At 67.7% G+C, this 25,076-nt stretch carries 31 protein-coding genes; 18 read left to right on the top strand and 13 right to left on the bottom strand.

Translation table 11 applies throughout. The annotated features are described in order from the left end of the window. The first annotated feature begins 34 nt into the window (after positions 1 to 34). The 10 genes from HF024_RS19475 to HF024_RS19430 all read left to right on the top strand — a co-directional run bounded on the left by HF024_RS19475 (position 35) and on the right by HF024_RS19430 (position 8,171). On the top strand, positions 35 to 1,507 hold the full coding sequence (locus tag HF024_RS19475) for a dihydrolipoamide acetyltransferase family protein (RefSeq protein ID WP_085367419.1): 1,473 nt from the start codon (positions 35 to 37) through the stop codon (positions 1,505 to 1,507). 97 nt (positions 1,508 to 1,604) lie between these two features. Beyond that, a complete protein-coding gene (locus HF024_RS19470; protein ID WP_168690687.1) occupies positions 1,605 to 2,516 on the top strand; it encodes a zinc ABC transporter substrate-binding protein in 912 nt (303 codons plus the stop codon). Further along, positions 2,513 to 3,385 (top strand): metal ABC transporter ATP-binding protein, encoded by an 873-nt coding sequence (locus tag HF024_RS19465; RefSeq protein ID WP_085367417.1) that lies wholly within the window; start codon positions 2,513 to 2,515, stop codon positions 3,383 to 3,385. Before HF024_RS19470 ends, HF024_RS19465 begins: the two co-directional genes overlap by 4 nt. Next, the gene (locus HF024_RS19460; RefSeq protein WP_085367416.1) at positions 3,382 to 4,263 is read left to right on the top strand and encodes a metal ABC transporter permease; all 882 of its coding nucleotides are present in this window, start codon (positions 3,382 to 3,384) and stop codon (positions 4,261 to 4,263) included. The genes HF024_RS19465 and HF024_RS19460 overlap by 4 nt, the downstream gene beginning before the upstream one ends. A 6-nt stretch (positions 4,264 to 4,269) precedes the next feature. Continuing rightward, positions 4,270 to 4,659: a transcriptional repressor gene (locus tag HF024_RS19455; RefSeq protein ID WP_085367415.1), complete on the top strand. Its 390-nt coding sequence runs from the start codon at positions 4,270 to 4,272 to the stop codon at positions 4,657 to 4,659. 181 nt (positions 4,660 to 4,840) lie between these two features. After that, entirely contained in the window at positions 4,841 to 5,077 is a 237-nt protein-coding gene (rpmB, locus tag HF024_RS19450) for a 50S ribosomal protein L28 (protein WP_018188988.1), read from the top strand. Further along, entirely contained in the window at positions 5,077 to 5,244 is a 168-nt protein-coding gene (gene rpmG, locus HF024_RS19445; RefSeq protein ID WP_085367414.1) for a 50S ribosomal protein L33, read from the top strand. The genes rpmB and rpmG overlap by 1 nt, the downstream gene beginning before the upstream one ends. A gap of 4 nt (positions 5,245 to 5,248) precedes the next feature. Next, a complete protein-coding gene (gene rpsN / locus HF024_RS19440) occupies positions 5,249 to 5,554 on the top strand; it encodes a 30S ribosomal protein S14 (RefSeq protein ID WP_085367413.1) in 306 nt (101 codons plus the stop codon). 255 nt (positions 5,555 to 5,809) lie between these two features. Further along, positions 5,810 to 6,097 (top strand): HU family DNA-binding protein, encoded by a 288-nt coding sequence (locus HF024_RS19435; RefSeq protein ID WP_085367412.1) that lies wholly within the window; start codon positions 5,810 to 5,812, stop codon positions 6,095 to 6,097. 163 nt (positions 6,098 to 6,260) lie between these two features. Then, the gene (locus HF024_RS19430; protein WP_210724114.1) at positions 6,261 to 8,171 is read left to right on the top strand and encodes a cytochrome c oxidase assembly protein; all 1,911 of its coding nucleotides are present in this window, start codon (positions 6,261 to 6,263) and stop codon (positions 8,169 to 8,171) included. Positions 8,172 to 8,197: 26 nt separating this feature from the next. Here HF024_RS19430 and HF024_RS19425 read toward each other — a convergent pair whose 3' ends face one another. Beyond that, complete coding sequence (locus HF024_RS19425; RefSeq protein ID WP_247597216.1) at positions 8,198 to 9,268, bottom strand: hypothetical protein; 1,071 nt, start codon at positions 9,266 to 9,268, stop codon at positions 8,198 to 8,200. A 91-nt stretch (positions 9,269 to 9,359) separates the two neighbouring features. Between HF024_RS19425 and HF024_RS19420 the strand changes: the two genes are divergently transcribed. After that, positions 9,360 to 10,649, top strand: coding sequence for an AAA family ATPase (locus tag HF024_RS19420; RefSeq protein WP_085367411.1), 1,290 nt, complete (start codon positions 9,360 to 9,362; stop codon positions 10,647 to 10,649). A 38-nt stretch (positions 10,650 to 10,687) separates the two neighbouring features. Beyond that, complete coding sequence (locus HF024_RS19415; protein ID WP_085367410.1) at positions 10,688 to 11,047, top strand: FHA domain-containing protein; 360 nt, start codon at positions 10,688 to 10,690, stop codon at positions 11,045 to 11,047. Here HF024_RS19415 and HF024_RS19410 read toward each other — a convergent pair. The 4 genes from HF024_RS19410 to HF024_RS19395 form a co-directional block, all read right to left on the bottom strand. Further along, the gene (locus HF024_RS19410; RefSeq protein ID WP_168690686.1) at positions 11,044 to 11,688 is read right to left on the bottom strand and encodes a biliverdin-producing heme oxygenase; all 645 of its coding nucleotides are present in this window, start codon (positions 11,686 to 11,688) and stop codon (positions 11,044 to 11,046) included. The two genes, HF024_RS19415 and HF024_RS19410, sit on opposite strands and share 4 nt — an antisense overlap. Positions 11,689 to 11,802: 114 nt before the next feature. Next, on the bottom strand, positions 11,803 to 12,345 hold the full coding sequence (locus HF024_RS19405; RefSeq protein ID WP_085367408.1) for a hypothetical protein: 543 nt from the start codon (positions 12,343 to 12,345) through the stop codon (positions 11,803 to 11,805). A 31-nt stretch (positions 12,346 to 12,376) separates the two neighbouring features. Beyond that, a complete protein-coding gene (locus tag HF024_RS19400; RefSeq protein WP_085367407.1) occupies positions 12,377 to 12,790 on the bottom strand; it encodes a DUF4383 domain-containing protein in 414 nt (137 codons plus the stop codon). A gap of 82 nt (positions 12,791 to 12,872) precedes the next feature. Then, complete coding sequence (locus HF024_RS19395) at positions 12,873 to 13,172, bottom strand: DUF2470 domain-containing protein (RefSeq protein ID WP_168690685.1); 300 nt, start codon at positions 13,170 to 13,172, stop codon at positions 12,873 to 12,875. A gap of 85 nt (positions 13,173 to 13,257) precedes the next feature. Here HF024_RS19395 and HF024_RS19390 point away from each other — a divergent pair, with 85 nt between their 5' ends. Continuing rightward, a complete protein-coding gene (locus tag HF024_RS19390) occupies positions 13,258 to 14,520 on the top strand; it encodes a serine hydrolase domain-containing protein (RefSeq protein WP_168690684.1) in 1,263 nt (420 codons plus the stop codon). A 17-nt stretch (positions 14,521 to 14,537) separates the two neighbouring features. On the opposite strand, the gene HF024_RS19385 is transcribed toward HF024_RS19390, so the two are convergent. Genes HF024_RS19385 through flgN form a run of 4 tightly spaced genes read right to left on the bottom strand, consistent with a single transcriptional unit; the run spans position 14,538 to position 17,736 of the window. Continuing rightward, on the bottom strand, positions 14,538 to 14,921 hold the full coding sequence (locus HF024_RS19385; RefSeq protein WP_168690683.1) for a flagellar assembly protein FliW: 384 nt from the start codon (positions 14,919 to 14,921) through the stop codon (positions 14,538 to 14,540). Then, positions 14,918 to 15,802, bottom strand: coding sequence for a flagellar hook-associated protein FlgL (flgL, locus tag HF024_RS19380; protein WP_168690682.1), 885 nt, complete (start codon positions 15,800 to 15,802; stop codon positions 14,918 to 14,920). The genes HF024_RS19385 and flgL overlap by 4 nt, the downstream gene beginning before the upstream one ends. Positions 15,803 to 15,804: 2 nt before the next feature. Beyond that, entirely contained in the window at positions 15,805 to 17,229 is a 1,425-nt protein-coding gene (gene flgK, locus HF024_RS19375; protein WP_168690681.1) for a flagellar hook-associated protein FlgK, read from the bottom strand. A 12-nt stretch (positions 17,230 to 17,241) separates the two neighbouring features. Continuing rightward, positions 17,242 to 17,736, bottom strand: coding sequence for a flagellar export chaperone FlgN (gene flgN, locus HF024_RS19370; protein ID WP_085367402.1), 495 nt, complete (start codon positions 17,734 to 17,736; stop codon positions 17,242 to 17,244). Between the two features lie 392 nt (positions 17,737 to 18,128). Between flgN and HF024_RS19365 the strand changes: the two genes are divergently transcribed. The 5 genes from HF024_RS19365 (at position 18,129) to HF024_RS19345 (ending at position 22,111) form a co-directional block, all read left to right on the top strand. After that, a complete protein-coding gene (locus tag HF024_RS19365; RefSeq protein WP_085367401.1) occupies positions 18,129 to 18,944 on the top strand; it encodes a sigma-70 family RNA polymerase sigma factor in 816 nt (271 codons plus the stop codon). Between the two features lie 113 nt (positions 18,945 to 19,057). Then, the gene (locus tag HF024_RS19360; RefSeq protein ID WP_210723993.1) at positions 19,058 to 19,891 is read left to right on the top strand and encodes a flagellin; all 834 of its coding nucleotides are present in this window, start codon (positions 19,058 to 19,060) and stop codon (positions 19,889 to 19,891) included. Between the two features lie 108 nt (positions 19,892 to 19,999). Then, positions 20,000 to 21,385: a flagellar filament capping protein FliD gene (gene fliD, locus HF024_RS19355; protein ID WP_168690680.1), complete on the top strand. Its 1,386-nt coding sequence runs from the start codon at positions 20,000 to 20,002 to the stop codon at positions 21,383 to 21,385. Next, positions 21,382 to 21,798, top strand: coding sequence for a flagellar export chaperone FliS (locus HF024_RS19350; RefSeq protein WP_085367398.1), 417 nt, complete (start codon positions 21,382 to 21,384; stop codon positions 21,796 to 21,798). The genes fliD and HF024_RS19350 overlap by 4 nt, the downstream gene beginning before the upstream one ends. Then, positions 21,785 to 22,111, top strand: a complete 327-nt coding sequence (locus tag HF024_RS19345; protein WP_247597215.1) for a hypothetical protein — start codon at positions 21,785 to 21,787, stop codon at positions 22,109 to 22,111. Before HF024_RS19350 ends, HF024_RS19345 begins: the two co-directional genes overlap by 14 nt. Here the strand turns inward: HF024_RS19345 and HF024_RS19340 are convergent. From HF024_RS19340 to HF024_RS19325, 4 genes are all read right to left on the bottom strand, one after another. Then, positions 22,108 to 22,887: a thioredoxin domain-containing protein gene (locus tag HF024_RS19340; RefSeq protein WP_168690679.1), complete on the bottom strand. Its 780-nt coding sequence runs from the start codon at positions 22,885 to 22,887 to the stop codon at positions 22,108 to 22,110. The genes HF024_RS19345 and HF024_RS19340 overlap by 4 nt on opposite strands. Before the next feature lie 22 nt (positions 22,888 to 22,909). Beyond that, entirely contained in the window at positions 22,910 to 23,509 is a 600-nt protein-coding gene (locus HF024_RS19335) for a vitamin K epoxide reductase family protein (protein ID WP_281727840.1), read from the bottom strand. Positions 23,510 to 23,536: 27 nt separating this feature from the next. Next, a complete protein-coding gene (locus HF024_RS19330; protein WP_168690677.1) occupies positions 23,537 to 23,821 on the bottom strand; it encodes a hypothetical protein in 285 nt (94 codons plus the stop codon). Between the two features lie 427 nt (positions 23,822 to 24,248). After that, the gene (locus HF024_RS19325) at positions 24,249 to 24,674 is read right to left on the bottom strand and encodes a hypothetical protein (RefSeq protein WP_168690676.1); all 426 of its coding nucleotides are present in this window, start codon (positions 24,672 to 24,674) and stop codon (positions 24,249 to 24,251) included. Positions 24,675 to 25,076: the final 402 nt, after the last annotated feature.

Genomic DNA, 25,076 nt, shown 5'->3' with positions numbered 1-25,076 from the left:
GTCACCTGATCCCGCTTACCGAAAGAAGTCGCACATGAGCGAATCGAAGTTCCTTCTTCCCGATGTCGGCGAGGGTCTGACCGAGGCCGAGATCGTCGCCTGGAAGGTCGCGCCCGGCGACCCGGTGGCGGTCAACCAGGTGATCGTCGAGATCGAGACGGCCAAGTCGCTCGTCGAGCTGCCGTCGCCGTTCGAGGGCGTCGTCGGCGAGTTGCTGGTGTCCGAAGGACAGACAGTGGATGTGGGCACGCCCATCATCACCGTTTCGAGCGACGCCGGAGCAGGCTCGGCCGACGCCGGCGAACCGCAGGCGGCGGAGCCGCAAAGCGAGGTGGCCGAAGCCGCCGCCGACACCGCGGCCAGCGTCTCCCACGAAGTGGATGCGCCCGCCGAGAAGCCGGGAGCAGTGCTCGTCGGCTACGGCGCGGCCGGACACGGCGCCAGCAGGCGCCGCAGGGTCACCCACCCCGGCACGTCGGCGATCCCGGTCGCGACGAGCGGCGCTGCAGCGCCCGCGCCCGCTGCAGCGGCGGCGCCGGCGGCCACAGCGAGCCAGGCGGCCGCCGCCCCGGCCACGGCGGCGACGCAACCCGCCCCCGCCGCACCGTCGCTCACCGTGCGCTCCGAGGTGCACGTGACCCCGACCATCCCGGTGATCGCCAAGCCGCCCATCCGCAAGCTCGCCAAAGACCTCGGCGTCGACCTGACGCTGGTGACCCCCACGGGCCCGATCGGCGAGGTCACCCGCGAGGACGTGCTGCGCGAGGCGACCCAGGCGAGCGTGTTCCGCAACATCCAGACGCCGGAGTGGCCGAACGACCGCGAGGACCGCATTCCGGTCAAGGGCGTGCGCAAGACGATCGCGAACGCGATGGTGTCCAGTGCGTTCAGCGCTCCGCACGTCAGCCTGTTCGTCGACGTGGATGCGACCCGCACGATGGAGTTCGTCAAGCGCCTCAAGAACTCGCCCGACTTCATCGGCGTGAAGGTCTCCCCGCTGCTCATCATGGCGAAGGCGATCATCTGGGCCGTGCGCCGCAACCCCACCGTGAACTCGTCGTGGACCGACGAGGAGATCATCGTGCGCCACTACGTGAACCTCGGCATCGCGGCGGCGACCCCGCGCGGCCTCATCGTGCCGAACATCAAAGAGGCGCAGGAGATGTCCCTGCTCGAGCTCGCCACGGCGCTCGAACAGCTCACCCTCACCGCCCGCGACGGCAAGACCACCCCGGCCGAGATGTCCGGCGGCACCATCACGATCACCAACATCGGCGTGTTCGGGATGGACACCGGCACGCCCATCCTGAACCCGGGCGAGGTCGGCATCGTCGCCCTCGGCACGATCAAGCAGAAGCCGTGGGTCGTCGACGGCGAGGTGCGGCCGCGGTTCGTCACAACGCTGGGCGCGTCGTTCGACCACCGCGTGGTGGACGGCGACGTCGCATCCCGGTTCCTGGCGGATGTGGCCTCGATCATCGAGGAGCCCGCGCTGCTGCTCGACTGATGATGGTTTTGACAATCATTATCAATAAGGATTAGTGTGTGGGGGTGCCGCTCGCCGGCGCGCATCCACGATCAGCCGAATTAGACAGGCCCCCCACATGAAGTCGCGCTCCATCGCCACACTTCTCACTCTTCCGCTCGCCGCCGCCCTCGCCCTCACGGGATGCTCGGCCGGCGCATCCGGAGCAGCGGACTCCGACAAGACCGTCTCCGTCGTCGCCAGCACCAACGTGTACGGCGACATCGCCAAGACCATCGCGGGCGACGCCGTCCAGGTCACCTCCCTGATGGACAACCCGGCCCAGGACCCGCACTCGTTCGAGGCCAGCGCCCAGAACCAGCTCGCCGTCTCCAAAGCCGACATCATCATCGAGAACGGCGGAGGCTACGACGACTTCATGGACACGCTGCGGAAGTCGGCGGGCGACAAGGCGGCCGTGCTCAACGTCGTCGACATCTCCGGCAAGAAGGCGACGGCGGGCGACCACCTCAACGAGCACGTCTGGTACGACTTCCCCACCATCCAGAAGTTCACTGGGAAGCTAGTGGATGCGCTGACGAAGGCCGACCCGTCGCAGGCGTCGACGTTCACCAAGAACGCCGCAGCCTTCACCGCAGACCTCGGCGATCTGGAACAGCGCACGGCCGACCTCAAGAAGACGTACGCGGGCGAAGGCGCCGCCATCACCGAGCCCGTTCCGCTCTACCTCCTCGACGCCATGGGGCTCGTCAACAAGACCCCGGAGGCGTTCAGCTCGGCCATCGAGGAGGGCACCGACGTGTCGCCCTCCGTGCTCAACGAGATGCTGCACCTGTTCAGCGACAACGCCGTGAAGGTCTTTGCATACAATGAGCAGACCAGCGGCCCGGAGACCGAGAAGGTCCTCGCGGCGGCGAAGAGCGCAGACGTTCCCGTCGTCCCCGTGACGGAGACCCTGCCGGCAGGCAAGGACTACATCAGCTGGATGACGAGCAACGTCGACGCCGTGGCCAAGGCCCTCGGCGAATGACCGCCGAAGCGGTCGAGCCGCTGGAGCGCGTCCCATCCCCCGACCAGCGGCCCGTGGTGCTGCGACTCAGGGATGCGAACCTCGGCTTCGGCGACCGCACCCTGTGGAGCGGCCTCGACCTGGATGTGCACGCCGGCGAGTTCGTCGCCGTGCTCGGTCCGAACGGCTCCGGCAAGACCAGCCTGCTGAAGACGATCCTCGGCCAGCAGCAGCTCGACTCCGGCACGATCCAGTTCGACGGCCACGACGTGCGTCGCGGCGACAGGCGGATCGGGTACATCCCGCAGCAGAAGATCATCGCCTCCGGCACCCCGATGCGCGCTCGCGACCTCGTCGCACTCGGCGTCAACGGGCACCGCTGGGGGCTGCCCATCCCCACCAAGGCCGACAAGGCGCAGGTGGAGCAGCTGATCGACTCCGTCGGAGCACGCCGATACGCCAACGTGCCCGTCGGCAGCCTCTCCGGCGGCGAGCAGCAGCGGCTCCGCGTCGCCCAGGCGCTCGCCGGGGACCCGTCGCTGCTGCTCTGCGACGAACCGCTCCTCTCCCTCGACCTGCAGCACCAGCGCGGCGTCAGCGAACTGATCGACAAGCGCAGGCGCGACCACGACAGCGCCGTCGTCTTCGTCACCCACGACGTGAACCCCGTGCTCGGGATGGTCGACAAGGTGCTCTACCTGGCCGGCGGCCGGTTCCGCGAGGGCACCCCGGACGAAGTGTTGCGCAGCGACGTGCTCACCGAGCTGTACGGCACCCCGATCGACGTGATCCGCAGCCGCGGGCGCATCGTGGTGGTCGGGATCCCGGACTCCGAGACCCACGACCACCACCATCACGGGCACACCGCGCATCCGGAGCCTGCGGCATGATCGCGCACCTGGCAACCAGCACCGACCTGTGGTCGCAGCTGTTCGACTTCGCCAACTACGGAGAACTGCTCGCGCTGGTGAAGAACTCGATCGTCGCGGGAGCCGTGCTCGGCGTCGTCGGCGGGCTGATCGGCGTGTTCGTGATGCAGAGGGACATGGCGTTCGCCGTGCACGGCATCAGCGAGCTCTCCTTCGCCGGCGCGGCCGCCGCCCTGCTGTTCGGGGCGAACGTCGTGGTCGGTTCGGTGGCCGGGTCGCTCATCGCGGCCGTGCTGATCGGCCTGCTCGGCGCGAAGGCGAGGGACAGGAACTCGATCATCGCGGTGCTGATGCCGTTCGGTCTCGGCCTCGGCATCCTGTTCCTCGCGCTCTATCCGGGGAGGAGCGCCAACAAGTTCGGGCTGCTCACCGGGCAGATCGTCTCCGTCGACGACCCCCAGCTCGGCTGGCTGCTCGGGATCGGCGCCGTGGTGCTGATCGGGCTGCTGGTGATCTGGCGCCCCCTCACCTTCGACAGCCTGGATGCGGATGTAGCCGCCTCCCGCGGGGTGCCCGTGCGGTTCGTCGCCCTGGCGTTCATGGTGCTCCTCGGGCTCGCCGTAGCCGTGTCCGTGCAGATCGTCGGAGCGCTGCTCGTGCTGTCGCTGCTGGTGACCCCGGCCGCCGCCGCGATGCGCGTCTCGTCGTCGCCGCTCGTCGTTCCCCTGCTCAGCGTCGGCTTCGCGCTCGTCTCCGTCGTCGGAGGCATCATGCTCGCGATCGGCAGCGCCCTGCCGATCAGCCCGTACGTCACCACCATCTCGTTCGTCATCTACGTGGTCTGCCGCCTGGTCGGCGGACGCCAGGGTTCACGGCGACTCGTGAGGCAGAACGGATAACCTGGCGTGGTGAAGCGGAACACCTGGCAGCGCGAAGCCGTCCGAGAGGCATTGACCTCCACGGAGGGCTTCATCAGCGCGCAGGGACTCCACCTCAGCCTGCACGAGACGGGATCGCCCATCGGGCTCGCCACGGTGTACAGGGCGCTCGCCGACCTCGCCTCCGAGGGTGAGGCCGATTCGCTGCAGTCGCCGGAGGGTGAGGCCCTCTACCGTGCGTGCACCACCGGCCATCACCACCATCTGATCTGCCGCAACTGCGGCCTCACGGTCGAGATCGAGGCGGACGCCGTCGAGCAGTGGGCCCAGGCCGCTGCGGCGGCGCACGGCTTCACACAGCCCCAGCACGTGGTCGACATCTTCGGTCTGTGCGCATCCTGCTCCCGCCTGGCGTGAGCAGCGCATCCCGGGCGATTGGCGGGATGCACGGATGTGACGTACTATTGATGTTTGGCTGAGTGGGCCTCTCCTGCTCAGATCGTACGTGAACCCCAACATCTCCGGATTTCTGGGGTGAACCGTGCCGACAAGTGACCTTGGGCGGAGCATCCGGCTCCGCGGTATTGGAGAAAAGACAATGGCAGCAGTGTGCCAGGTGACTGGAGCCGTTCCCGGCTTCGGACACAACATCTCGCACTCGCACCGACGCACCAAGCGTCGTTTCGACCCGAACATTCAGAAGAAGACGTACTACGTGCCGTCGCTTCGCCGTAACGTCACCCTGACCCTGAGCGCCAAGGGCATCAAGGTCATCGACGCCCGTGGCATCGAGTCCGTGGTCAAGGACCTCCTGGCCCGTGGGGAGAAGATCTAATGGCAAAGCAGCAGGACGTTCGTCCGATCATCAAGCTTCGTTCGACGGCTGGAACCGGTTACACCTACGTGACCAAGAAGAACCGTCGCAACAACCCCGACCGTCTCGTGCTCAAGAAGTACGACCCCGTAGTGCGCAAGCACGTCGACTTCCGAGAGGAGCGCTAAACACATGGCTAAGAAGTCCAAGATCGCCAAGAACGAGCAGCGCAAGGTGATCGTTGACCGCTATGCGGCACGTCGTCTCGAGCTCAAGAAGGCCCTGATCGACCCCAACGGCACCGACGAGTCGCGCGAAGCGGCTCGCCAGGGCCTGCAGAAGATCCCGCGCGACGCCTCCCCGATCCGCGTTCGCAACCGCGACGCCGTCGACGGCCGTCCCCGCGGAAACCTCAGCAAGTTCGGCATCTCGCGCGTTCGCTTCCGCGACATGGCGCACCGTGGCGAGCTGCCCGGTATCACCAAGTCCAGCTGGTAAACAGCGAGACAGCATCCTCGAAGGGGTGTCCGGCTTCGGCCGGGCACCCCTTCGTCGTTCCCGCCGGGAGGTGGATGCGGTCCCCGCGCCTGCCCAAATGCTCCCTACTTTGTGAAAAACGCCGAGAATCCGCGTGTTTTCGCGGGTTTCTGATACATTCGAGGCGGTCAACCGACCAAACGTAACGGCCAGTTTGGCCTCAACCGTTCCACATAAAAGCTGTATATCCAGCACAAGGTCCGAGGAGGACACTCAATGGCTGACAAGTCGCTGAACAAGACCGAGCTCGTTGCCGCCGTCGCCGCGTCGTCGGGTCAGAGCCAGGCTGCCGTCGGTGGCGTGCTCGACGCATTCTTCGCCACCATCGCGGAGACCGTCGCCAACGGTGGCAAGGTCACCATCCCGGGATGGCTCGCTGCAGAGCGCACCGAGACCGCTGCCCGCACCGGCCGCAACCCGCAGACCGGCGCCGAGATCGCCATCCCGGCCGGTCACCGCGTCAAGCTGACCGCCGGCTCGAAGCTCAAGGCTGCCGTCAAGTAGTCTCACCGGCTTGATCGAGGGCGGCACCGCACGGCGGTGCCGCCCTCGTCGTCTGTCCGCACCTGTGTGCGGGCTCTCAGCGCGTGAGACGTAGGCTTGTCCGGTGCCCCGACTCGTCCGCATCATCGGTCCTGCCGTCCTGCTGATCGTCGCGATCGTCTCCATGATCGCGGCCCTCGCGTTCGGCGGAGGCGCTGCGGCACCCCTCCTGGCCGACCCGGGGGCGCTCGTGCGGTGGGGTCTGCCAACGGCGACCCTCATCGTGAACCTGAGTGCCGCAGGCACGATCGGCGCGCTGGTACTCGCCTGTTTCGCGTTCAGCCCGGAGAATGACGAGTTCGGCAAGTCCCTCGACTTCGCCGCAGGCTCTGCCGCGGTGATGACGGTCGCGAGCGCTGCCACCGGCCTGTTCACGTTCGTGAGCGTCTCGAACGTGCCGTGGTCGTTCGACGAGGCGTTCAGCAACGGCCTCAGCTCGTTCGTCACCAGCGTCTCCATCGGGCAGGCCTGGCTGGGCATCACGCTCATCGCCGCCGCCGTCACGGTGCTCTGCTTCGCGGTCCGCAACCACACGGCCCTCATATTCGTCACCGCTCTCGCCATCGCGTCGATCGTCCCGATGGCGCAGCAGGGCCACAGTGCGGATGCCGCCGGTCACGACGCGGCGGTCACCTCGTTCGGCCTGCACGTGCTCTTCGCCGCGATCTGGCTCGGCGGGCTCGTCACCCTCATCGTCGCCAGGCGCACGCTCGACAGCGGCCGCCTCGTTCCCGTGCTCGAGCGGTATTCGTCGCTCGCCCTGATCGCCTTCATCGTCGTCGCGGCCTCCGGCTACGTGAACGCGGAACTGCGCGTCGGCACCCTGGCGCAGCTGGCCACGCCGTACGGCATCCTGGTGCTGGTCAAGGTGGCGGCGCTCGGAGCGCTCGGCGTCTTCGGCGTGATGCAGCGGCGCATCCTGATCGGCAGGCTCAAGGCGGGCGGCAGGCGCAGCACCTTCTGGTGGATCGTCACGGCCGAACTCGCGTTCATGGGGATCGCATCCGGTGTCGCCGCCGCGCTCGCCCGCACCGCGACGCCCGTGGCGGAGAAGCTCGGACAGTCTCCGACGCCCGCCCAGATCCTCACCGGAGAGAAGCTGCCGCCCGAACTCACCTGGGGCCGGCTGTTCACGAGCTGGAACTTCGACCTGCTCTGGGTGCTCGCGTGCGGCTTCGCGATCTTCTTCTACCTCGCGGGCGTCTGGCGGCTGCGCAAGCGCGGAGACGCCTGGCCCATCCATCGCACGGTGTTCTGGATCCTCGGCATCGTGCTGCTGTTCTACATCACGTCCGGCGGCGTCAACGTGTACGAGAAGTACCTCTTCTCCACCCACATGCTCGCCCACATGGTGCTGACGATGATGGTGCCGCTGCTGCTTGTGCCCGGAGCGCCGGTCACCCTCGCGCTGCGGTCGATCAAGAAGCGCACGGACGGCTCCCGCGGCGGTCGGGAGTGGATCCTGCTGGCGGTGCACTCCCGCTTCGCGAACGTCATCTCGAACCCGGTGGTGGCCGCCGTGCTGTTCGCCGGGTCGCTCTGGGCGTTCTACTACACGCCGCTGTTCCGCTGGGCCACCACCGACCACATCGGGCACGAGTGGATGATCATCCACTTCCTCATCACCGGCTACCTCTTCGTGCAGTCGCTGATCGGCATCGACCCCGTGAAGTACCGCCTGCCGTACGCGTTCCGACTGCTGCTCCTGCTCGGGACGATGGCCTTCCACGCCTTCTTCGGCCTCTCGATCATGCAGAGCACCGGTCTGCTCCTCGCCGACTGGTTCGGCTCGATGGGCCGCACCTGGGGCGACAGCCCGCTCGTCGACCAGCAGACGGGAGGCGGCATCGCCTGGAGCGTCGGCGAGATCCCCACCGTCATCCTGGCGATCGTGGTGGCCATCCAGTGGAGCCGCAGCGACGACCGCGAGACCAAGCGCCGCGACCGCAACGCCGACCGCACGGGCGAGGCGGAGCTGAACGCGTACAACGAGCGGCTGCAGAAGCTGGCGTCGCGGGATGGGGCGCGGCGGTAGGGGCGAGCGCGTAGCGCCGAGCAGCCCTAGTCCGCCACCACCAGGTCGATCCCGTCGTCGTCGCGGAGGGTGATCTTCGACACGGACATCGCGAACGGCTCGTCGGTCTCGCGCTGCGACACCGACCCGTCGAACAGCGATTGCACCGTCACGGACAGGTGGGCGGCGCCCTCGGAGCGCGGCATCACCCATCCGGTCTCCCCGGCCTGGATGGTCACCGGCGGGTAGCGCACGATCGACCAGGCCGGCAGTCCTTGCACCCTGTCGTCGATGACCGCCCCGAACGGGCAGCCCGCCGGTTGCAGCACCTCTTGCTTGGCGCAGTCGTCGAGGAAGTCGTGGAGCTGCGTCTGCACGACGGAAACGAACGCGTTGGTCGGCTGCGCATCCACTGCCACCGGCACCCGCTGCCCTGCCGCGGCGGGGAAGGCGACCGTGTCGGCCGTGAGATAGCGGGAGTGGTGCCCGAGCGAATACCGGGCGGGGGCGAACATGAGGTAGTCGGCCGCGACGGAGAACGCGTCGGCCGGCTGCTTCTCCGCCGCGCGGGGTTCGAGGGTGTGGCCGGCGATCGTGAACGTGTCCGCGTGCTGCACCTGGATGTGCGCGACCGTCAGCGGCGTCTTGGCGAATTCCCACAGCGGGAGGAGCCCGAGCACCGAACCGGTCTGCCGCACGGTGAACTTCGCCGTCACCGGATGCCCGTCCGCGCGGGCTGCGACCTCCACCAGGTGCGAGCCGGACGCCAGCTGGTCGTCGCTGACCACCCGGATGCCGGTGAGGTGAGGGAGCACATCCGGTCGGAGCAGTTCGCGTGACGGCTTCTCGGGCAGGCCCTGCGCCGACAGGGATGCGGGGGTCGGGTCTGCGCCCGGCATCGCCATCGCGGCGCGCACGTCCCTGGCGGCCAGCGCATCCACGTAGGAGGTGGCGAAACCGGCCGGGCTGTAGAACGCGCGCTGCACGGCGCCGACCGCGGCGACGAACGCCAGGACGAGCAGCACGGCCACGCCGGACCAGATCAGCAGGACGCGCGTGCGGGGGCTGAGAGCGGCGAGCGGATGCGCGGGTGCACCCTCCGACTCGTCCCCACTCATGCCGCCATCCTATGGGCCTGTGGAGAACCGCCGCCCGAGCCCGGTGCCGCGTTAGAGTAGTTCGGCAGGTCGCGCGACGGAAGGGAATCGGATGGGCCGACTCTCCCTCACGCCCGAACAACAGCGGGTGTTCGAGCTGATCGAGCACACCCGCGAGCACGTGTTCGTCACCGGTCGCGCCGGCACAGGGAAATCCACGCTGCTCAACCATCTCTCCTGGAACACGGAGAAGTCGCTCGTCATCTCCGCGCCCACCGGGGTCGCGGCGCTGAACGTCGGCGGGCAGACCATCCACTCGCTGTTCCGGCTGCCGATCGGGGTCATCGCCGACCACGACATCGAGCAGAGCGCCGAGCTGCGCAAGCTGCTCAACAGCATCGACACCCTCGTGATCGACGAGGTCTCGATGGTCAACGCCGACCTGATGGATGCGGTCGACCGCAGCCTGCGCCAGGCCAGGCAGCGCAACAAGGAGCCGTTCGGCGGCGTGCAGGTGGTGCTGTTCGGCGACCCGTACCAGCTGGCTCCCGTGCCGGGCGATCCGGAGGAGCGGGCGTACTTCGGCGACACGTACCGGTCGATGTGGTTCTTCGACGCCAAGGTGTGGCAGGAGGCCGACCTCAAGATCGTGGAACTCGTCGAGGTGCACCGCCAGCACGAGTCCGACTTCAAATACATGCTCAACGCGGTGCGGCACGGCCAGGTCACCAAGGAGATCGCCGACCGGCTCAACGAGATGGGCGCCCGCCCGGCACCGGATGACGGCACGATCACGCTGGCGACCCGCAACGACTCCGTCAACCGCATCAACGCGGAGGCGCTGCGCCGCCTGCCCGGCCGCGCGCTCACTGCCAAGGCGGAGGTCAGCGGCGACTTCGGCGGCCGCACGTACCCGGCAGACGAGACGCTCGAGCTCAAGGTGGGGGCGCAGGTCATGTTCCTGCGCAACGACGTCGGCCAGGGCGGCGAGGGGCCGCGCTGGGTCAACGGCACCATCGGCACGGTCACCCGCATCGACTCCAACGTCTACGTGGACGTGGACGGCGAGATCCACGAGGTCGAGCCGGCCATCTGGGAGAAGTTCAAGTACTCGTACTCCCCCGCCACCAAGAAGCTCACCAAAGACGTCGTCGCCGAGTTCACCCAGTTCCCGCTGCGGCTGGCGTGGGCGGTCACCATCCACAAGTCCCAGGGCAAGACCTACGACTCCGCGGTCGTCGACCTCGGCCAGCGGGCGTTCAGCCCCGGCCAGACATACGTGGCCCTGAGCCGCATCACCTCGCTCGACGGGCTGTACCTGTCCCGCCCTCTGCGGCCGAGCGACATCATGGTGGATGCGGACGTCGAACGATTCATGCGCACCCGGCCCCGCGAGGGCTGAGGCGCGCACACGCCGAACACACGCGACAGGAGACTCAGATGGCGGTGACCTTCGTGCTCGACTTCAGTGACGGGCAGCACGTGGAGACGAGCGGGAACGGCGTGATCGGGCGCAACCCGGCCGCGCACACGCCGGGGACCGAGCTGGACGATCCTGCGCACGCCGAGCTGATCACGGTGGCGGACGACGCCAAGTCCATCTCGCGGGCGCACCTGGCGTTCGGGCAGTACGACGGGATCTTCTGGGTGCTCGACCTCGGGTCCGCCAACGGCACGACAATCGTGTATCCGGGCGACGGCGCGTACGCGTGCGACCCGAACACCCGGCACGAGGTCGATCCCGGGTCGACGGTGCGGTTCGGGAACGGATCGTTCGTGCTGCGGCGCGCGGGCGTCTAGGCGGCGGCTTTGGCCGCGGCCAGGTCTTCGAACAGCGACGTGTTGAACGCGTATGCGACGATGACCTCGTCGATGACGCGCTCGCGCTCGGCGTCGTCCCAGTCGACGGCGTCCAGCTGGGCGCGGTAGACGTCCTTGAACTCGCGCGGCTTCGCGATCTCCGCGAACAGGTAGAAGCCGACGCCGTTCGTCTCGAACCCGAACTGGCGCTGCATGAGGGTGCGGATGATCTGGCCGCCGGACAGGTCGCCGAGGTAGCGCGTGTAGTGGTGGGCGATGAAGCCGCCCGGCCAGTCGGTGACCTCGTGGATGCGGTCGACGTAGCGGACCGTTGTGGGGACGGGGGCGATGCGGTCGCGCCAGTCCGCACCGAGCAGGAACGCCAGATCGGCCTCGATCGCGGGAAGGCGGGTCAGCTTCGGGGTGATGAAGGCGGCGGCCACCGGGTCGTCGCTTATCCGGGCGGCGACCGCCTCCAGAGCCTCGTAGATGAAGTAGTGCTGGGCCACCAGGGCGATGTAGTCCTCGCGGCAGCCCTTCCCGGTCATCAGGTCCTGCATGAAGCCGGCGCCCTCGCTGGACCCGTGATCGGTTCGGGTCCGCTCACGAAGGGCTTGGGAGAAGGGGATGATTGCTGCCACGATGCTCCAGCCGTTCGGGATGCTAGTTAGGGTTACCTAAGGAAGGGTGTCCTAAGTGTAGCAGCGAGGCTGGGAAACGCCAGTGGGTGGAAAGCCGGGCCGATGGAGCGCGGCTCAGTGGTGCCCCGAGTGCTGCAGGTGCACATCCACTGCCGCCACACCCGCGTCCGTGACACCGAGCGCCGGGATGGTGACCGCGCTGACCGCTGCTGCACTCAGCAGGAGCGCCAGCACGAAGCGCAGGGCGCCCGCATCCGGGTTGGCCGCCTTCCCGCGGCGCAGCACCACGGCGATGGTGGCCGCGACCGCGACGTCGAGCAGGGCGGCGACCGCGAGCGGCAACGGCGGCAGCGCCAGGACGGTCCCGGCCTCCGACGTCGCTCCCACGGTCGCGACGACCGCCCAGGCGCCCACGGGCACCAGCGCGGCGACGAGTGCCGCCCGGAAGAAAGGCGGACGGTCGCGGACGAAAGCCGCGACCGCCCACCCGAGCTCCCCTGCCGCGAACGCCACGAGGACGATCGCGGCCGGGAGGGGTGCGCTGGCGGCGAGAGCCGCGTGAAGCAGCCCTGCTCCCAGCGCAGCCACGGCGAGCCAGGCGCGGGTGGCCGCCGAGACGGCCACGCCTACAGCCTCCCCCTGAACTGCCCTGGTCATGGTGCTCACCGTGACTCGTCTCTCAGCCGGGTCAGGCGACGGCCGACGTGCGGCGGACGGTCTTCTCCGCGCCGAGGCCGACGCCGAGGAGCACGATGGCGCTCACCAGGTGAAGGAAGTGGTCGGGCGTGTTCAGCGCCAGGATGTTCGCGCCCGTGCCGACCAGGAAGAACCCGACGATGCCGAGCAGCAGGTAGACGGCGCCGACCGTGGTGTTCACGGCCTTGGCGGCGGCCACCCTGGTGAGCCCGGCGATGAGCAGCGCAGCGCCGATCAGCAGGTGGGCGATGTTGTGCAGCGGGTTGACCTCGAAGATGCCGAGGATGAGCCCACCCTTGGTGGCGACGAAGCCGACGCCGCCGGTGTAAGCGAAGCCGAGAAGCCCGACGACGAGATAGACGGCGCCGAAGATGGTGGCGACCAGACGGTTCGGTGATGTGCGCATGATGTTCCCTCCTAGTGTGCGGCGCGGCTGGCGCTGCGCCTCATCTCCTGGTTCGGAGGATGGGCGGGAACGGATTGGTCGCCTATTCGGTGCGCGGCTCGATGCCCAGCGTCCGGCACGCCGAACGGTAGAGCAGCACGACGGCTTTGCGGATGTCCGCGCGCTCGGCGACCGGGATCGTCCACGGGATGCGCACGTCCGTCGCGTGGTCGTCGGCGGTGACGACGCGCCACGTGCCGCCCTGCGCATCCAGTGCCGTCATCGTCGCCTGCACGGCATCCGGCACCCCGTTGGCGCGCACGATCACGAGGTTGTCGTCGGTGTGGTCACTGTTCATGTGGCGGAGGACGGCGTCGACGATCTCGGGAGGGAAGCTCTGCATGCCACGATCGTATGCTGCACGGTGCGTCCCCCGTGAGCGGTTAGAATCCTTTGACCAGGGACACCGAACCCATCGGGGGATGGCAATGCGACGACGAGCGAGACGGATCACCGCCGTCGCACTGGCGAGCGTCCTCGCCCTGGTTCTGGCCGCGTGCACCCCGAATGCCGGCGCGAGCTCCACGCTGCCGAAGCAGGTCGCCGGCGGCTTCTCCTCCGAGGTCACGGGCAAGCTGAAGACCGCGGTGACGGACGCGATGAAGCAGGCAGGCGCATCCGGAGCGATGGTCGGCGTGTGGGCGCCGTGGGCGGGCAGCTGGACCGACGGCATCGGCACCACGACCCTCAAGGGATCGAAGCCGGTCACCGCCGGCATGACCTTCCGGATCGCGCAGAACACCATGCCGATGACGTGCACGGTGCTGCTCGGCCTGGTGGACGACGGCACGGTCGAGCTCGACGACCCGCTCACCAAATGGCTGCCGGGGCTGGTCGGCGTCGACGGCGTCACCCTGCGGGAGCTGTGCCAGAACACCTCGGGCATCGGCGACTTCCAGGGCCAGCTGAACCACATCTTCCTCAACAACCCCACCAGGCAGTGGCCGGCGCTCGAACTCGCCAGCGACGGCCTCGCAACGCAGCCGTTCGGCAAGCCGGGCGAGAAGCTCGGGGTGTCGATGACGAACTTCGTCCTGCTCGGCATGGCGCTCGAGAACGCGGCGGGGAAGTCGTGGCAGGACCTCTACTCCCACTACATCTTCGACAAGCTCGGGATGACGTCGAGCTCGTTCCCCGGTCCGTCGCAGCTCACCGTTCCCGGCCCGCATCCTGCCGGGTACTCGGTGGGCATCGACCCTGCGGGCGCCGTGGTCTGTGAGCCGATGCGGGATGTGACGCAGCTGTCGCCGTCGATGGGCTGGACCGCATCCGGTGTCGTCTCGAACGTCCCGGACCTGAAGGCATACGTGCAGGCTCTCGCCAGCGGCTCGCTGCTGTCGGAGAAGTCGGCGAAGGCGCAGGCCACCGGCATCCCGAACGGGTCGGACTGGCAGAAGTACGGGCTCGGCGTGCAGATCCTCGGGCCGCTGCGCGGCAGTGCAGGAGCGATGCCGGGCTACATGTCGGCGATGTACAGCGACCCGTCGTCCGGCCTGACCATCGTGGTCGCCCTCAACAACTCGACGCCGGGACCCGCGTTCGCGCAGTACCTCGCGCAGCGGCTCGCCTCCATCGTCTCCAAGGTGCCCGCAAAGGTGAAGGGCGCGAAGGTCGTCGCCGGGCTTCCGTGGTCGGAGGCGCAGATGACAGAGGCTATCGGCAAGACCGTGCCGTGCCCTCCCGCCAAGTAGTGCGAGTGGTCTGAGACTCAGGCGCCCGCGAGGGCGGCGAGCTCTGCCTGCACAGGGAACACGTCGTCGTCGAGCACCAGCTGGAGCCCGGCGCCGGTCGCCCTGTTGACGAGAACGGGAGCGGCCAGGTTGACCGTGCTGCCCTCGCGCGACGGGGTGACGACGACGAGCGCCAGCACCTCCGCCGCCGTGCTGACGCCCAGGTCGGCGGCCTTGTCATCCGGGAGCTCCGGCGAGTAGCCGGGCAGGTGCCTGGCCGCGTCGATCGTGAACAGGCGGATCTCGGGGCGCTCGGCGGCCTGCAGCGTGTACAGGCCCTCCGCGCCGGCGACGGCGGTGAGCTCGAAGTCGACCAGCGGCTCCAGGCCGGGAGGCGGGGCGAGGAAGCTGACGGCGCTCATCGGAGGAAGTCCATCAGCGTCGGCTGGAGCACCTTCGCCGTGACGGCGATCGCGGTCTGGTAGTTCACATCCTGGGTCTTCAGGTCGAGGAGGACCTTGCTGAGGTCGACGTCCTCGAGGCTCGCGCGCTGGCCCTCGAGCGAGTTCGAGTTCACCGCGAGCGTGTCCTTCGCCTTGTCGATGCGGGTCTGGCGCCCACCGATCTCCGCGTGCTCTCCCACGATGGCCTTCATCCGGTTGTCGATCTCGCCGAGGCGAGGTCCCGTGTTCACCCCGGAGCGCAGATCGCTCACGGTGTTGTCGATGAGCGCGAACACCGAGCTCGCCCCCGTGCCGAACACCGCTGCGCCGTCGGAGTCGACGCGCACGGTCGAGTCTGGACCGACTCTGCGGTCGACTGTACTCCCGGCGACGCCGGTGAACGTGTAGTCGGGCTGGAACGCGACGCCGGCGTTCGAGTTGCCCGCGAAGACCGTTCGGCCGAGGTAGGTGGTGTTCGCGAGCGAGAGCAGGCTCTTCTTGAGGCCGTCAAGCTCGGTGGCCACGGCCTCCTTCGCCTCGGGAGACAGAGCGCCGTCGTTGGAGCCCTGCACCGTGAGGTCGCGGACCCTGTTCATGATCGCCTCGACGGAGGTGAGCGTGGAGTCGGCGGTGGTGAGCCAGGCGTCCCCGTTGTCCGCGTTGCGCGCATACTGTGCGTTGGCCGCCTGGTCGGAGCGGACGCCGAGGGCGCTCGCCGTGGCGGTCGGGTCGTCCGACGGCCGGTTCAGGAGGCGCCTGCTCGTCGCCTGATCGTAGAGCGCGGTCTGCCGCTGCAGGCTGGCCTGCAGGTTGTTCTGCGCGTTGAGCGTCTGGGTCGCGTTCGTCACACGGGTGAACACGGTTACCTCCCGACCAATCCGGTGTGGTTGATGAGCACGTCGAGCGCTTCGTCGACCGCGGTCATCACGCGGGCGGCACCCTGGTACGCATGCTGGAACGCCAGCATGTTCATGTTCTCTTCGTCGAGGTCGACGGACGAGTTGGAGAGCTGCGCGTTCACCGCGCCCTTGGAGGCGAGGTCGGCCAGCGCGGACTGCTGCTGCTCCGACTTGCTCGCAACGCCGATGCGCACGACGAACGCCGTCCACTGCTTGTCGACTGCATTCGGGCCGGTGCCGAGCTGGGCGATGGCCCCCGCGAGGCTGCCGTCGCTTCCGCCGGCACCCGGCGTCCCGGTAGCGATCTGGCCGATGGTGGTCGGCACGACGGACAGGCCGAGCGCGGCGGGCTTGGTGGCGTCGATCGCGAAGAAGTCGAGGCCGGTCGCGCCGCTCGGGGTCGCTCCCGTGCGGTGCAGGTCGTTCACCCGCTGGGCGAGCGTGACCGCGAAGGCGTTGTATCCGGCCGCTGCCTCAGCCAGCACTCCCCCGGTGCCGGATGCGTCTGCCGGCGCGAGCGTGGAGATCGCGCCGGAGATGGCGCCGCCCTCCATCGCGATGGCGGAGCCCGGACGGCTCGCCCACTCGAGGCGGACGGGGTCGCCTGTCGCATCCCCCATCAGCCGGGCGCCTGCGGCCTGAACGGCATTGAACGAGGTCTCGGAGACGATCGCGTTGCCGCCGATCAGCACATCCACCGTTCCGTCGTCGCGCGGGCGCACGACACCGCCGGCGAGGTTGGCGATCTGCGTGGTGAGCACGTCGCGGCGGTCCATCAGCTCGTTCGCCGAGCCCCCGGAGGCCAGCGTCGCCCGGATGCGGCCGTTGAGCTCTGCGACCTGGCTCGCGGCCTGGTTGAGGTCGGTGACCATGCCGTCCACGTTGGTGCGCAGAGCGCTCCACTGGTTGTCGACGGACGCGTAGCCCTGCGAGATCTGGGTGACCAGGCTGCCCGCCTGGCCGAGCAGCACGCCGGCCGGCGCCTGCTCCCCCGCCTGGTTGGAGACGTCCGACCAGGCCGACCAGAACTTCTGCAGCTGCGCCGAGATGCCGTTGGTGCCCGGCTCGTTGAGCGAGGCTTCGAGCGTGGAGAGGGCGGACGCCCTGGTGTTCGAGTATCCGGAGAGGGCCGTGGTGGTGCGCACCCGCGCATCCAGTGCTGCATCGTCGAGACGCTGGATGCCGTCGACGCTCACACCCTGGCCCGGGCGGACGCCGCCGACGAAGAGCCCGGCCTGGTTGAGCGCCGGCACGCCGGACGTCTGGACGCGCTGCCTGGTGTATCCCTGCGTGTTGGCGTTGACCAGGTTCTGGCCGACCACATCCAGGCCCGCCTTGGCGGCGACCAGCCCGGTGTACGCGGTGTTGAGTCCGCTGAAGGTGCTCATCCTGTCGCTGTCCTACGCTTCCGTGTCGAAGAGCCTGGCAGTGGATGCGCCGGGCCGGCTCTCGCCGCCCGCGCCGTACACCCCGGGGTCTCCCCCGCCGCCGGCGAGGCCGTTGATGGTCTCCTGGGTGGAGCGGGCCGCTTCGCGCAGCAGGCGCTCGTTGGTGTCCCGCACCTCGGCGATCTGCGCGGTGAGCTCGATCATGGCGGCCAGGTGCGAGGCGAAGATGTCGGACCAGATGCCGTCGGGGGCGGCCGTGGCGAGTTCGCGGAGGCTGGAATCGGGGCTGATCCCCCACTCCTCTGCGAGCGAGGCGACCTCGACGGTGCGGGCGAGCCCGACGGAGCGCATGCGCTCCATCACCTGCTCGACCTCGCGGGTCGCGTGGGAGATCCAGCGCGACTTGCCCGCGGTGAGCAGTAGCTGCTCCTCCTCGAGCTTGAAGAGCAGCAGCTCGAGCAGCTCGCGTTCCTTCCAGAGCTGCGCAGAGAGTTCACTCGCCGCCATGTCGCTACCAACCTCCTCGTGAGTCGTCGTGCGCACATGGTCCCCTTGTGTCCGCGGCGCCGGTCTGCGCCGTCACCAGAGACCATCGGCAGGTTTGGCCTCGATGTTAGGGGCGGCGGCCAGTGAGTTGGCTGGGACGCCTAGCGCTTTTCACATGAATGTCAGTATTCCCCGTACTGGGGGTAGGTACTGCCCCATAGTGGGGGCGCGACACCCCCGCGCGGAGTTACTTGCAATTGTTACCGTGAACACGAGCAAGACCCCTAGCGCCTGTTCGGCACCCGAAGTAAGTCCGGACACTCCACAGAACCGCCCGCACCACCCGCACCGAAACCACCGGCGAACGCCGGACGGACGCGGGCGCTCGGCAAACCAGGACAGGGGTCGCCCGCGTGAACCGCACAGAACGCAACACGCTCGTCGTCGAGAATCTGCCGCTCGTCGGCTACCTCGTCTCCGACCTGTGTTCCCGGGCGACACACCTGTCGCGCGACGACCTGGCCTCGGCCGGCGCCCTCGCCCTCGTGCAGGCCGCCGGAGCGTTCGACCCGACACTGGGCATCCCGTTCGGGGCATACGCCCGCACCCGCATCGTCGGCGCGTTCGCCGACGAGATGCGCGCGAGCGACTGGGCCACCCGCTCGGCCCGCAAGCGCATCAAGGAGACGATGGCGGTGCAGGAGAGCCTCACCGCCGGCCTCGGCCGCACGCCGAGCGTCGAAGAGATCGCCAACGCGCTGGGCGTCGACCGCGAGACGGCGGCCGCTGCGCTGTCCGACGCATCCAGGACCGTCACCACCATCGACGAGACCGTCGAGACGATCCTCGTCTCCGACGCCGTCTCCCCCGAGGACTCGCTACTGGCCGGAGAGCAGACCGCATACGTGCGCGCCGCCGTCTCCGCCCTCCCCGACCGGATGCGCTACGTGGTCGAGGCCATCTACTTCGACGACCGCACCGTGACGGAGGTCGCGGAAGAGCTCGGCATCACCCACTCGGCCGTGTCGCAGCAGCGCTCGGAGGCGATCCGCCTCATGCGCGAGGGCATGGCCACGCACTACGCAGACGAGGGCGACCCGGAGGTCATCGAGGCGAAGACTTCGCAGGCCCGCCGCAGCGCATACCTCGCCCGCCTCGCGCAGCACGCGGTGGCGAACGTCGCGCGGCTCTCGCCGCCGCCGTCGTCCACCTCGGCACGCGCATCCTGAACTCGTCGCAGATCGTCGCAGATCATCGCTAACGGGATGGGCGCGACGGCCGATAGAAGATGTTGCAGCCCACGGACGGGCCGCACAAACCCAATCATGGAGGAATAGCAATCATGGGTATGCAGATCAACACCAACGTGTCGGCACTCAACGCCTACCGCAACCTGAACAACACGCAGAGCGACCTGTCGAAGTCGCTCGAGAAGCTGTCCAGCGGCCTCCGCATCAACCGTGCGGCGGACGACGCGGCAGGCCTGGCGATCTCGCAGGGCCTGAAGTCGCAGGTCGGAGGCCTCACGGTCGCCGCCCGCAACGCTCAGGACGGCATCAGCGTCGTGCAGACCGCTGAAGGTCAGCTGACCGAGGTCCACTCGATCCTGCAGCGCGTGCGCGACCTGGCCGTCCAGGCCGGCAACGACTCGAACAACGCCGACTCGCGCGCCGCTATCAAGACCGAGGTCGACCAGCTCACGAAGGAGCTCACCCGCATCTCGGGCGACGCGAACTTCAACGGCATCAAGCTGCTCGATGGCTCCAACGCCACGCTGACCTTCCAGGTCGGTGCGGGTTCCGTTGCCGCCAACGACCAGATCGCGGTGGACCTGTCCGGTGCGAACGTCGCGACCGTCGCGACCGCCGTCGGCGCGCTCACCTTCGACAGCGCTGCGAACGCGCTGACCTCGATCGCTGCTCTGGACACCCAGATCACGAACGTGTCGACCGCTCGCGCCAACCTCGGTGCGGTCCAGAACCGCTTCGAGAGCACCATCCGCAGCCTCAACGTCTCCAAGGAGAACCTGTCGGCCGCGAACTCGCGTATCACCGACACCGACATGGCGGACGAGATGGTGAAGTACACCCGCTCGAACATCCTGTCGCAGGCCGGCACCGCGATGCTCGCGCAGGCCAACCAGTCCGGCCAGGGCGTTCTGCAGCTGCTCCGCTAGTAGGGCCGCGGCCGGGATGCGCAACCCCAAAGCGCATCCCGGCCGCACCACCGGCTGACCCTTCCCGCACGCGGGCAGGACAGCGAGAAGACACGAAGGGAGACGCTCATGGGCTTGGCCATCGACGGGCTGATCAGTGGTCTCAAGACCACCGACCTCATCGACCAGCTGATGCAGGCGGAAGCCATCCCGCAGACCCTGCTGAAGAACAAGGTCAGCGACTCCACCAGCTACATCACCGCGATGCAGGCGCTCAACACGAAGGTCGCCGCGCTCGCAGACGCCGCGACGAAGGCGTCGAAGCCGGCAGGCACAGACCTGCACACCGCGTCCAGCAGTTCCACGGCTGTGACCGTCACCGCAGGAGTCGGCGCCGTCGACGGCACCATCGACTTCACGGTGGACAAGGTTGCCCAGTCCCAGGTGATCGTCACCGGCCCCCTCACCCAGTGGCCGGACGAGCCGCCCGTGCTCACCTTCGTCGCCGCAGACGGCACGACCAAGCAGGTCACCGCGGCGAGCTCATCCCTCGCCGACGTCGCCGCAGCGATCAACAAGGCGGGCGTCGGCGTCAGCGCCACCCGCGTCGCGGCCGGCCTCGACCCGGTCAGCGGCGCGCAGACCTACCGGCTGCAGCTCAGCTCCACCGCCACCGGCTCGACCGGGGCGTTCACCGCATACCGCGGAACCCCGGCCGACGTCACGGCGGGAACGGCCACCAACCTGCTCACGGAGCCGGGCGCAGCCCAGGTGCGTGCAGCACAGGATGCGCAGCTCACCCTGTGGAGCGGCACCGGCGCCGCGCAGGCCGTCACCTCCACCACCAACTCCTTCGCGGACGTGCTCCCCGGTGTCTCGATCACCGTGAGCGCAGCATCCACTACCCCCGTCACGCTGACAGTGGCCCGCGACGACAAGTCGATCACCGACCTGGCGAACACCCTGGTCAGCAGCCTGAACGACATCTTCGGCTACGTCAGCTCGAAGCAGGCGGTGTCGACCACAACCAACGCGACGGGCGGCACGGTCGTCACGGCCGGAGCGTTCACCGGCGACTCGACGGTGCGGGACGCGAACCAGAAACTGCTGAGCGCCGCATCCGCCCCCATCGACGGCGTCTCGCCGTCCAAGTACGGCATCACCATCACCCGCGACGGAACCCTCACCTTCGACAAGGACGTCTTCGGCGCCGCGCTCGCGGCCGACCCGGAGAAGGTGAAGGCGGTCGTCCAGACGATCGCCGGCCGCGTCGCCGACGCCGCCACGGCGACCAGCGACAAGTACGACGGCACGATCACCACCAAGATCGCCGGCGAACAGAAGACGGTGAAAGGCCTCAACGACCAGATCACCGACTGGGATTCCAGGCTCGCCGACCGCCGCTCGACCCTGGAGAAGACCTACGCGAACCTCGAAGTGCAGTTGCAGCAGCTGCAATCGCAATCATCATGGCTGACCGGCCAGCTCGCCTCGCTCTCATCGAGTTCCTCGTGAGCCTCCTGAGCGGCACGGCCGCCAAACTCAACGCGTACAACAGGGATGCGATCCTGTCGGCCTCCCCCGTCCGCCTCCTGACGATGCTCTACGACCGGCTGGTCCTCGACCTGACCCGCGCGGAGACCGCACAGCGCGACGGCAACTGGCCGGTGGCCTGGGAGAACCTGCGCCACGCCGACCAGATCGTCGCCGAACTCGCCTCCTCCCTCCGCCTCGACGCCTGGGACGGCGCAGACGGCCTGCTGCAGCTCTACACCTATGTGGCCGACCTCATCGTCTTCGGCAACATCGAACGCGACCCGGACAAGATCCGCGAAGCCATCGACCTCATCGAGCCGCTCCGCCAGACCTGGCACGAAGCCGCGGCACTCCTCCCCTCGGAGACGGGCGGCACCCTTGGCACAGCCTGACGATTTCGCCCAGTGGGAAGAAGACGACGCCCACTCCCCCACCGGCTGGGAGGAGGCGCTCACCCAGATGGAGCACGACCTCCAGGGCGCACTCGCCACGATCGACCCGGTGCCCTGGCGTCCGCCCATCGCCCTCGGCCCGATCCCGCCGGAACTGATGGAACGCGCGGCGCGCATCCTGGAAGCGCAGATGCACACGATCCGCTACCTGGAAGACGTGCGCCAGACGACGGCGAAGCACCTGGCCGCGGTCCGCTCGGTGCCGTCGGCCGAGGTGGGGCCGCACCCGGTGTACTTCGATTTGATCGGTTAGCGGTCCGCGTCTCCGAAGTGCGCGGCGAGTGCTGCAGGGTCACTGATGTCGCCGCTGAAAAGCGTGCCGTCGATGAAGACCGTCGGGGTGGACACGATGCGTTTGAGGTCCGTTCCAGGAACGGGTGTTGTCGTGGCGCGATTGGTTTCGGACTGTACCCACCTGTTGAACGTGCCGTCGTCGATGCAGTTCACGACGCCGGAACCAGTGATGGACGCAGGAAGCAGGCCTTTGATCTCCGCGTCGGTGAGTCCCGGGGTGTTCTCTGCCGGTTGATGCGCGAAGAGAGCTTGGTTGAAGTCCAGGAAGGACGCGGGCGCGTGGTCGGCTACGCATGCCGCTGCGTTCGCTGCCCGGAGGGAGTACTTAGTACCTGAGGACATGGTCGTGAGAATGGCCAACGGGTGGACTTCGAGCGTCGCCGTTCCTGCAGCGACGCGGGAGGCCAGCTGCTGTCCGTTGGTGGACTCGAAGGTGCCGCAGTGGGGGCAGAGGTAGTCCTGGTAGATCGCAACGCGCTTCGCGCCGCTCGTGGTGTCGCCGATGACGATCGCTCCCGATTGAGTGTTGCGCGGTGCAGGTGGAGGTTGGATGGCCGCCAAGATCCCCATCGTGACTGCGAGCCCAATGGCAACGATGCCGACCGCTCCCCCGCCGATTGCGAACAGCCGCCTCCGCTTGGAGCGGCGACGTTCCTCTTCACGGAGAGCGCGCGCAGCGATCCGAGCCGCATCGCGTCGATCCCGCTTCGGAATCTTCGGGTGAAGGTCTGTCATCGTGTTTCCTTCGTTATGTCGGTCACAGGCTGGTGAGGAAGGGCCAGAGAAGCGGGAAGTTTGCGAGCAATACGAGGAAGACGACCGAATAGCAGAGGAGAGCGATCGGCCACAGCCATACCCGCAGCACTGCCCCGCCGACGGACCGGACTGCCGCGCCACCGAGGGTGCCGCTGGAGGCAGCCCACGCCGCTGTGGCGAGCGTCAGTGGAATCATCACGGCCCAGACCACGAGGCAGTAGGGGCACAGCGCGCCGATCGACGACACCGTCTGCACCATCAACCACACGATGAATCCCATCCCCAGGCACACGCCGACGACGAACGCAAGAACGAACCATCGTGGGAACCGAGCTCCGCTCACAAGGCTGACCCCGACAACGATCGGCGCCACGAAACACACCACGCCGATCAGTGGATTGGGGAAGCCGAGCAGCGTCCCCTGCCACGAGTCCATCGCCGGCGCGCAGGTGATGAAGGGGTTGACGCTGCAAGTGAGTTGCGCGGTCGGCGATTCGAGGTGTTTGAGCTTCTCGAGCACGAGCGCAAAGGATGCGGCCAAGCCCACAAGCCCGAGTACGACGAAGAGCGCACCACCGTATGTGTGCGATTGCTTGCTGATGATGCGCTCCTTGTCGTTGATCGGTGGTTAGCGGCGTTCGACGAACCACTTCGCGTTGTTGGTCGTGAGGTTGCACGAAGCAGCGAGGGCGCCGCTGAGCGGGGCCTTCATCCATCCGCTGTATTTCGTCCACGTCGACTCCCACGGCCACGCCGCGTAGCAGGTGACGCCAAGACGGAATTCGCCGCTTCCACTGCAACTCGTCGAGGCGATGCTGCCGTTGTAATTCACCCCGCTGCACGACGGTGCAGCGCTCGCGGCAGGCGCGGCAGCCACGGCAAGTCCGCCGAGGACAGCCAGTGAACCGGCCAATGTCACGAATCTACGCGTTAGATTATTCATTTTACATCTCTTTCTGCTGAGCAACTTCGCCCGCAAAAGGAAGATAACACTACATATATTAAATATATTAATTGGAAGTAGACGATGCACGCTGCCCCACCCGGCTGAGAGGACGCGCTCACTCAGATGGAGCATGACCGCCAGGTGCGGTCGGCCGAGTGGGGCCGCACCCGGTGTACTTCGATTTGATCGGCTGACGCGTATATACCCTCTCGACAAAACCATCCGCTGCTCGACGGGAACAAGCGCGCAGGCTGGCTCCTGTGCGCCCTATTCTTCGACCTGAACGGCTACGAGGAGCGCTACGACGAAGACGCGATGTTCGACTTCATCCTCGCCGTATCTGCGGGCGAGATGGAGGAGATCGGGCAACTCGCACGGCAGCTAGCCGTGTGGTTCAGTCGCCGCTGACCACTGGCGAATACCGCACGTAATCGGAGACCTTATCCCCCGCCCCCTCCGCCTCGCCGAACCCATCGTTGTGGAACCGTAACTCGCCCTGCGGCACGGTGAGCGTCACCGCAGCACCGGTGGCGGAGCAGGCGGCGACCGCGCCATGCGATTCGGGCACGGCGACGAGGCAGACGCCCGAGCCGTCGGTTTGGCGGGTGAGGTAGACGCGCATCCCGTTCGCCAGACCCTGATACCGGGATGATGCGGCATCCACGTCGAGGGAGCGAGCGGCCGGGGGCAGCGCATCGGACGAGACCCGTTTCTGTGTGAACGGAGCAGGCGTGGTGGCCACGCACGCCGTGAGCGAGAGCCCGGCGAGGATCGAGCATGCGCACGCCAGTCGCCTACGCCCCGATGAGAAATTCCACATGCCATGACCGTAGCGTGTCGACCGCAATCGGGCCGCGCCGGCGAGGCCGCAGCGGTTTCCACACACACCTCCCTCAGCCTGTGGATAACTCTGTGCAAAACAGGTGGATGAGGTACGGAAACGTGTGGAGGACACGCGCGGGATGTGTGGACTCTCAGAGGTTCTCAAGGTTCAAAACCGTCTCTGATCAGGCTTTCTGAACGCCATGACTCAGTTTCGAACAGGACTTCGAAACTACCACCGTGTAATTCGACCACTGTGCAGAGCTGTGGATGAACCTGTGCACGAAGACGGTTACAGAGCCCATTCCACAGGCCGATTTTCACAAAGCAGCTAACGTTCGCGAGAGCCCTGCCGATAGCAGAGAGTGAGCACGGACAGCTCGCAGATCAGGCCACGGAT

This window comes from Leifsonia sp. PS1209 (assembly GCF_012317045.1).
Taxonomy (GTDB): domain Bacteria; phylum Actinomycetota; class Actinomycetes; order Actinomycetales; family Microbacteriaceae; genus Leifsonia.
Note: the sequence above shows the minus strand (reverse complement) of the source record. Positions and strands in the feature narration are given on the sequence as shown.

Excerpts from the sequence above, each read along its gene's own strand:
- HF024_RS19430 (WP_210724114.1), top strand. The coding sequence starts at position 6,261 with ATGATCGCGGCCCTCGCGTTCGGCGGAGGCGCTGCGGCACCCCTCCTG.
- HF024_RS19340 (WP_168690679.1), bottom strand. The coding sequence starts at position 22,887 with ATGACAGACCTTCACCCGAAGATTCCGAAGCGGGATCGACGCGATGCG.
- HF024_RS19395 (WP_168690685.1), bottom strand. The coding sequence starts at position 13,172 with ATGCAGAGCTTCCCTCCCGAGATCGTCGACGCCGTCCTCCGCCACATG.
- HF024_RS19415 (WP_085367410.1), top strand. The coding sequence starts at position 10,688 with ATGGCGGTGACCTTCGTGCTCGACTTCAGTGACGGGCAGCACGTGGAG.
- HF024_RS19460 (WP_085367416.1), top strand. The coding sequence starts at position 3,382 with ATGATCGCGCACCTGGCAACCAGCACCGACCTGTGGTCGCAGCTGTTC.
- fliD (WP_168690680.1), top strand. The coding sequence starts at position 20,000 with ATGGGCTTGGCCATCGACGGGCTGATCAGTGGTCTCAAGACCACCGAC.
- HF024_RS19400 (WP_085367407.1), bottom strand. The coding sequence starts at position 12,790 with ATGCGCACATCACCGAACCGTCTGGTCGCCACCATCTTCGGCGCCGTC.
- HF024_RS19405 (WP_085367408.1), bottom strand. The coding sequence starts at position 12,345 with ATGACCAGGGCAGTTCAGGGGGAGGCTGTAGGCGTGGCCGTCTCGGCG.
- flgK (WP_168690681.1), bottom strand. The coding sequence starts at position 17,229 with ATGAGCACCTTCAGCGGACTCAACACCGCGTACACCGGGCTGGTCGCC.
- HF024_RS19435 (WP_085367412.1), top strand. The coding sequence starts at position 5,810 with ATGGCTGACAAGTCGCTGAACAAGACCGAGCTCGTTGCCGCCGTCGCC.
- rpmB (WP_018188988.1), top strand. The coding sequence starts at position 4,841 with ATGGCAGCAGTGTGCCAGGTGACTGGAGCCGTTCCCGGCTTCGGACAC.
- HF024_RS19360 (WP_210723993.1), top strand. The coding sequence starts at position 19,058 with ATGGGTATGCAGATCAACACCAACGTGTCGGCACTCAACGCCTACCGC.
- HF024_RS19420 (WP_085367411.1), top strand. The coding sequence starts at position 9,360 with ATGGGCCGACTCTCCCTCACGCCCGAACAACAGCGGGTGTTCGAGCTG.
- HF024_RS19325 (WP_168690676.1), bottom strand. The coding sequence starts at position 24,674 with ATGTGGAATTTCTCATCGGGGCGTAGGCGACTGGCGTGCGCATGCTCG.
- HF024_RS19390 (WP_168690684.1), top strand. The coding sequence starts at position 13,258 with ATGCGACGACGAGCGAGACGGATCACCGCCGTCGCACTGGCGAGCGTC.
- HF024_RS19385 (WP_168690683.1), bottom strand. The coding sequence starts at position 14,921 with ATGAGCGCCGTCAGCTTCCTCGCCCCGCCTCCCGGCCTGGAGCCGCTG.
- rpsN (WP_085367413.1), top strand. The coding sequence starts at position 5,249 with ATGGCTAAGAAGTCCAAGATCGCCAAGAACGAGCAGCGCAAGGTGATC.
- HF024_RS19475 (WP_085367419.1), top strand. The coding sequence starts at position 35 with ATGAGCGAATCGAAGTTCCTTCTTCCCGATGTCGGCGAGGGTCTGACC.
- HF024_RS19470 (WP_168690687.1), top strand. The coding sequence starts at position 1,605 with ATGAAGTCGCGCTCCATCGCCACACTTCTCACTCTTCCGCTCGCCGCC.
- rpmG (WP_085367414.1), top strand. The coding sequence starts at position 5,077 with ATGGCAAAGCAGCAGGACGTTCGTCCGATCATCAAGCTTCGTTCGACG.
- flgN (WP_085367402.1), bottom strand. The coding sequence starts at position 17,736 with ATGGCGGCGAGTGAACTCTCTGCGCAGCTCTGGAAGGAACGCGAGCTG.
- HF024_RS19425 (WP_247597216.1), bottom strand. The coding sequence starts at position 9,268 with ATGAGTGGGGACGAGTCGGAGGGTGCACCCGCGCATCCGCTCGCCGCT.
- HF024_RS19465 (WP_085367417.1), top strand. The coding sequence starts at position 2,513 with ATGACCGCCGAAGCGGTCGAGCCGCTGGAGCGCGTCCCATCCCCCGAC.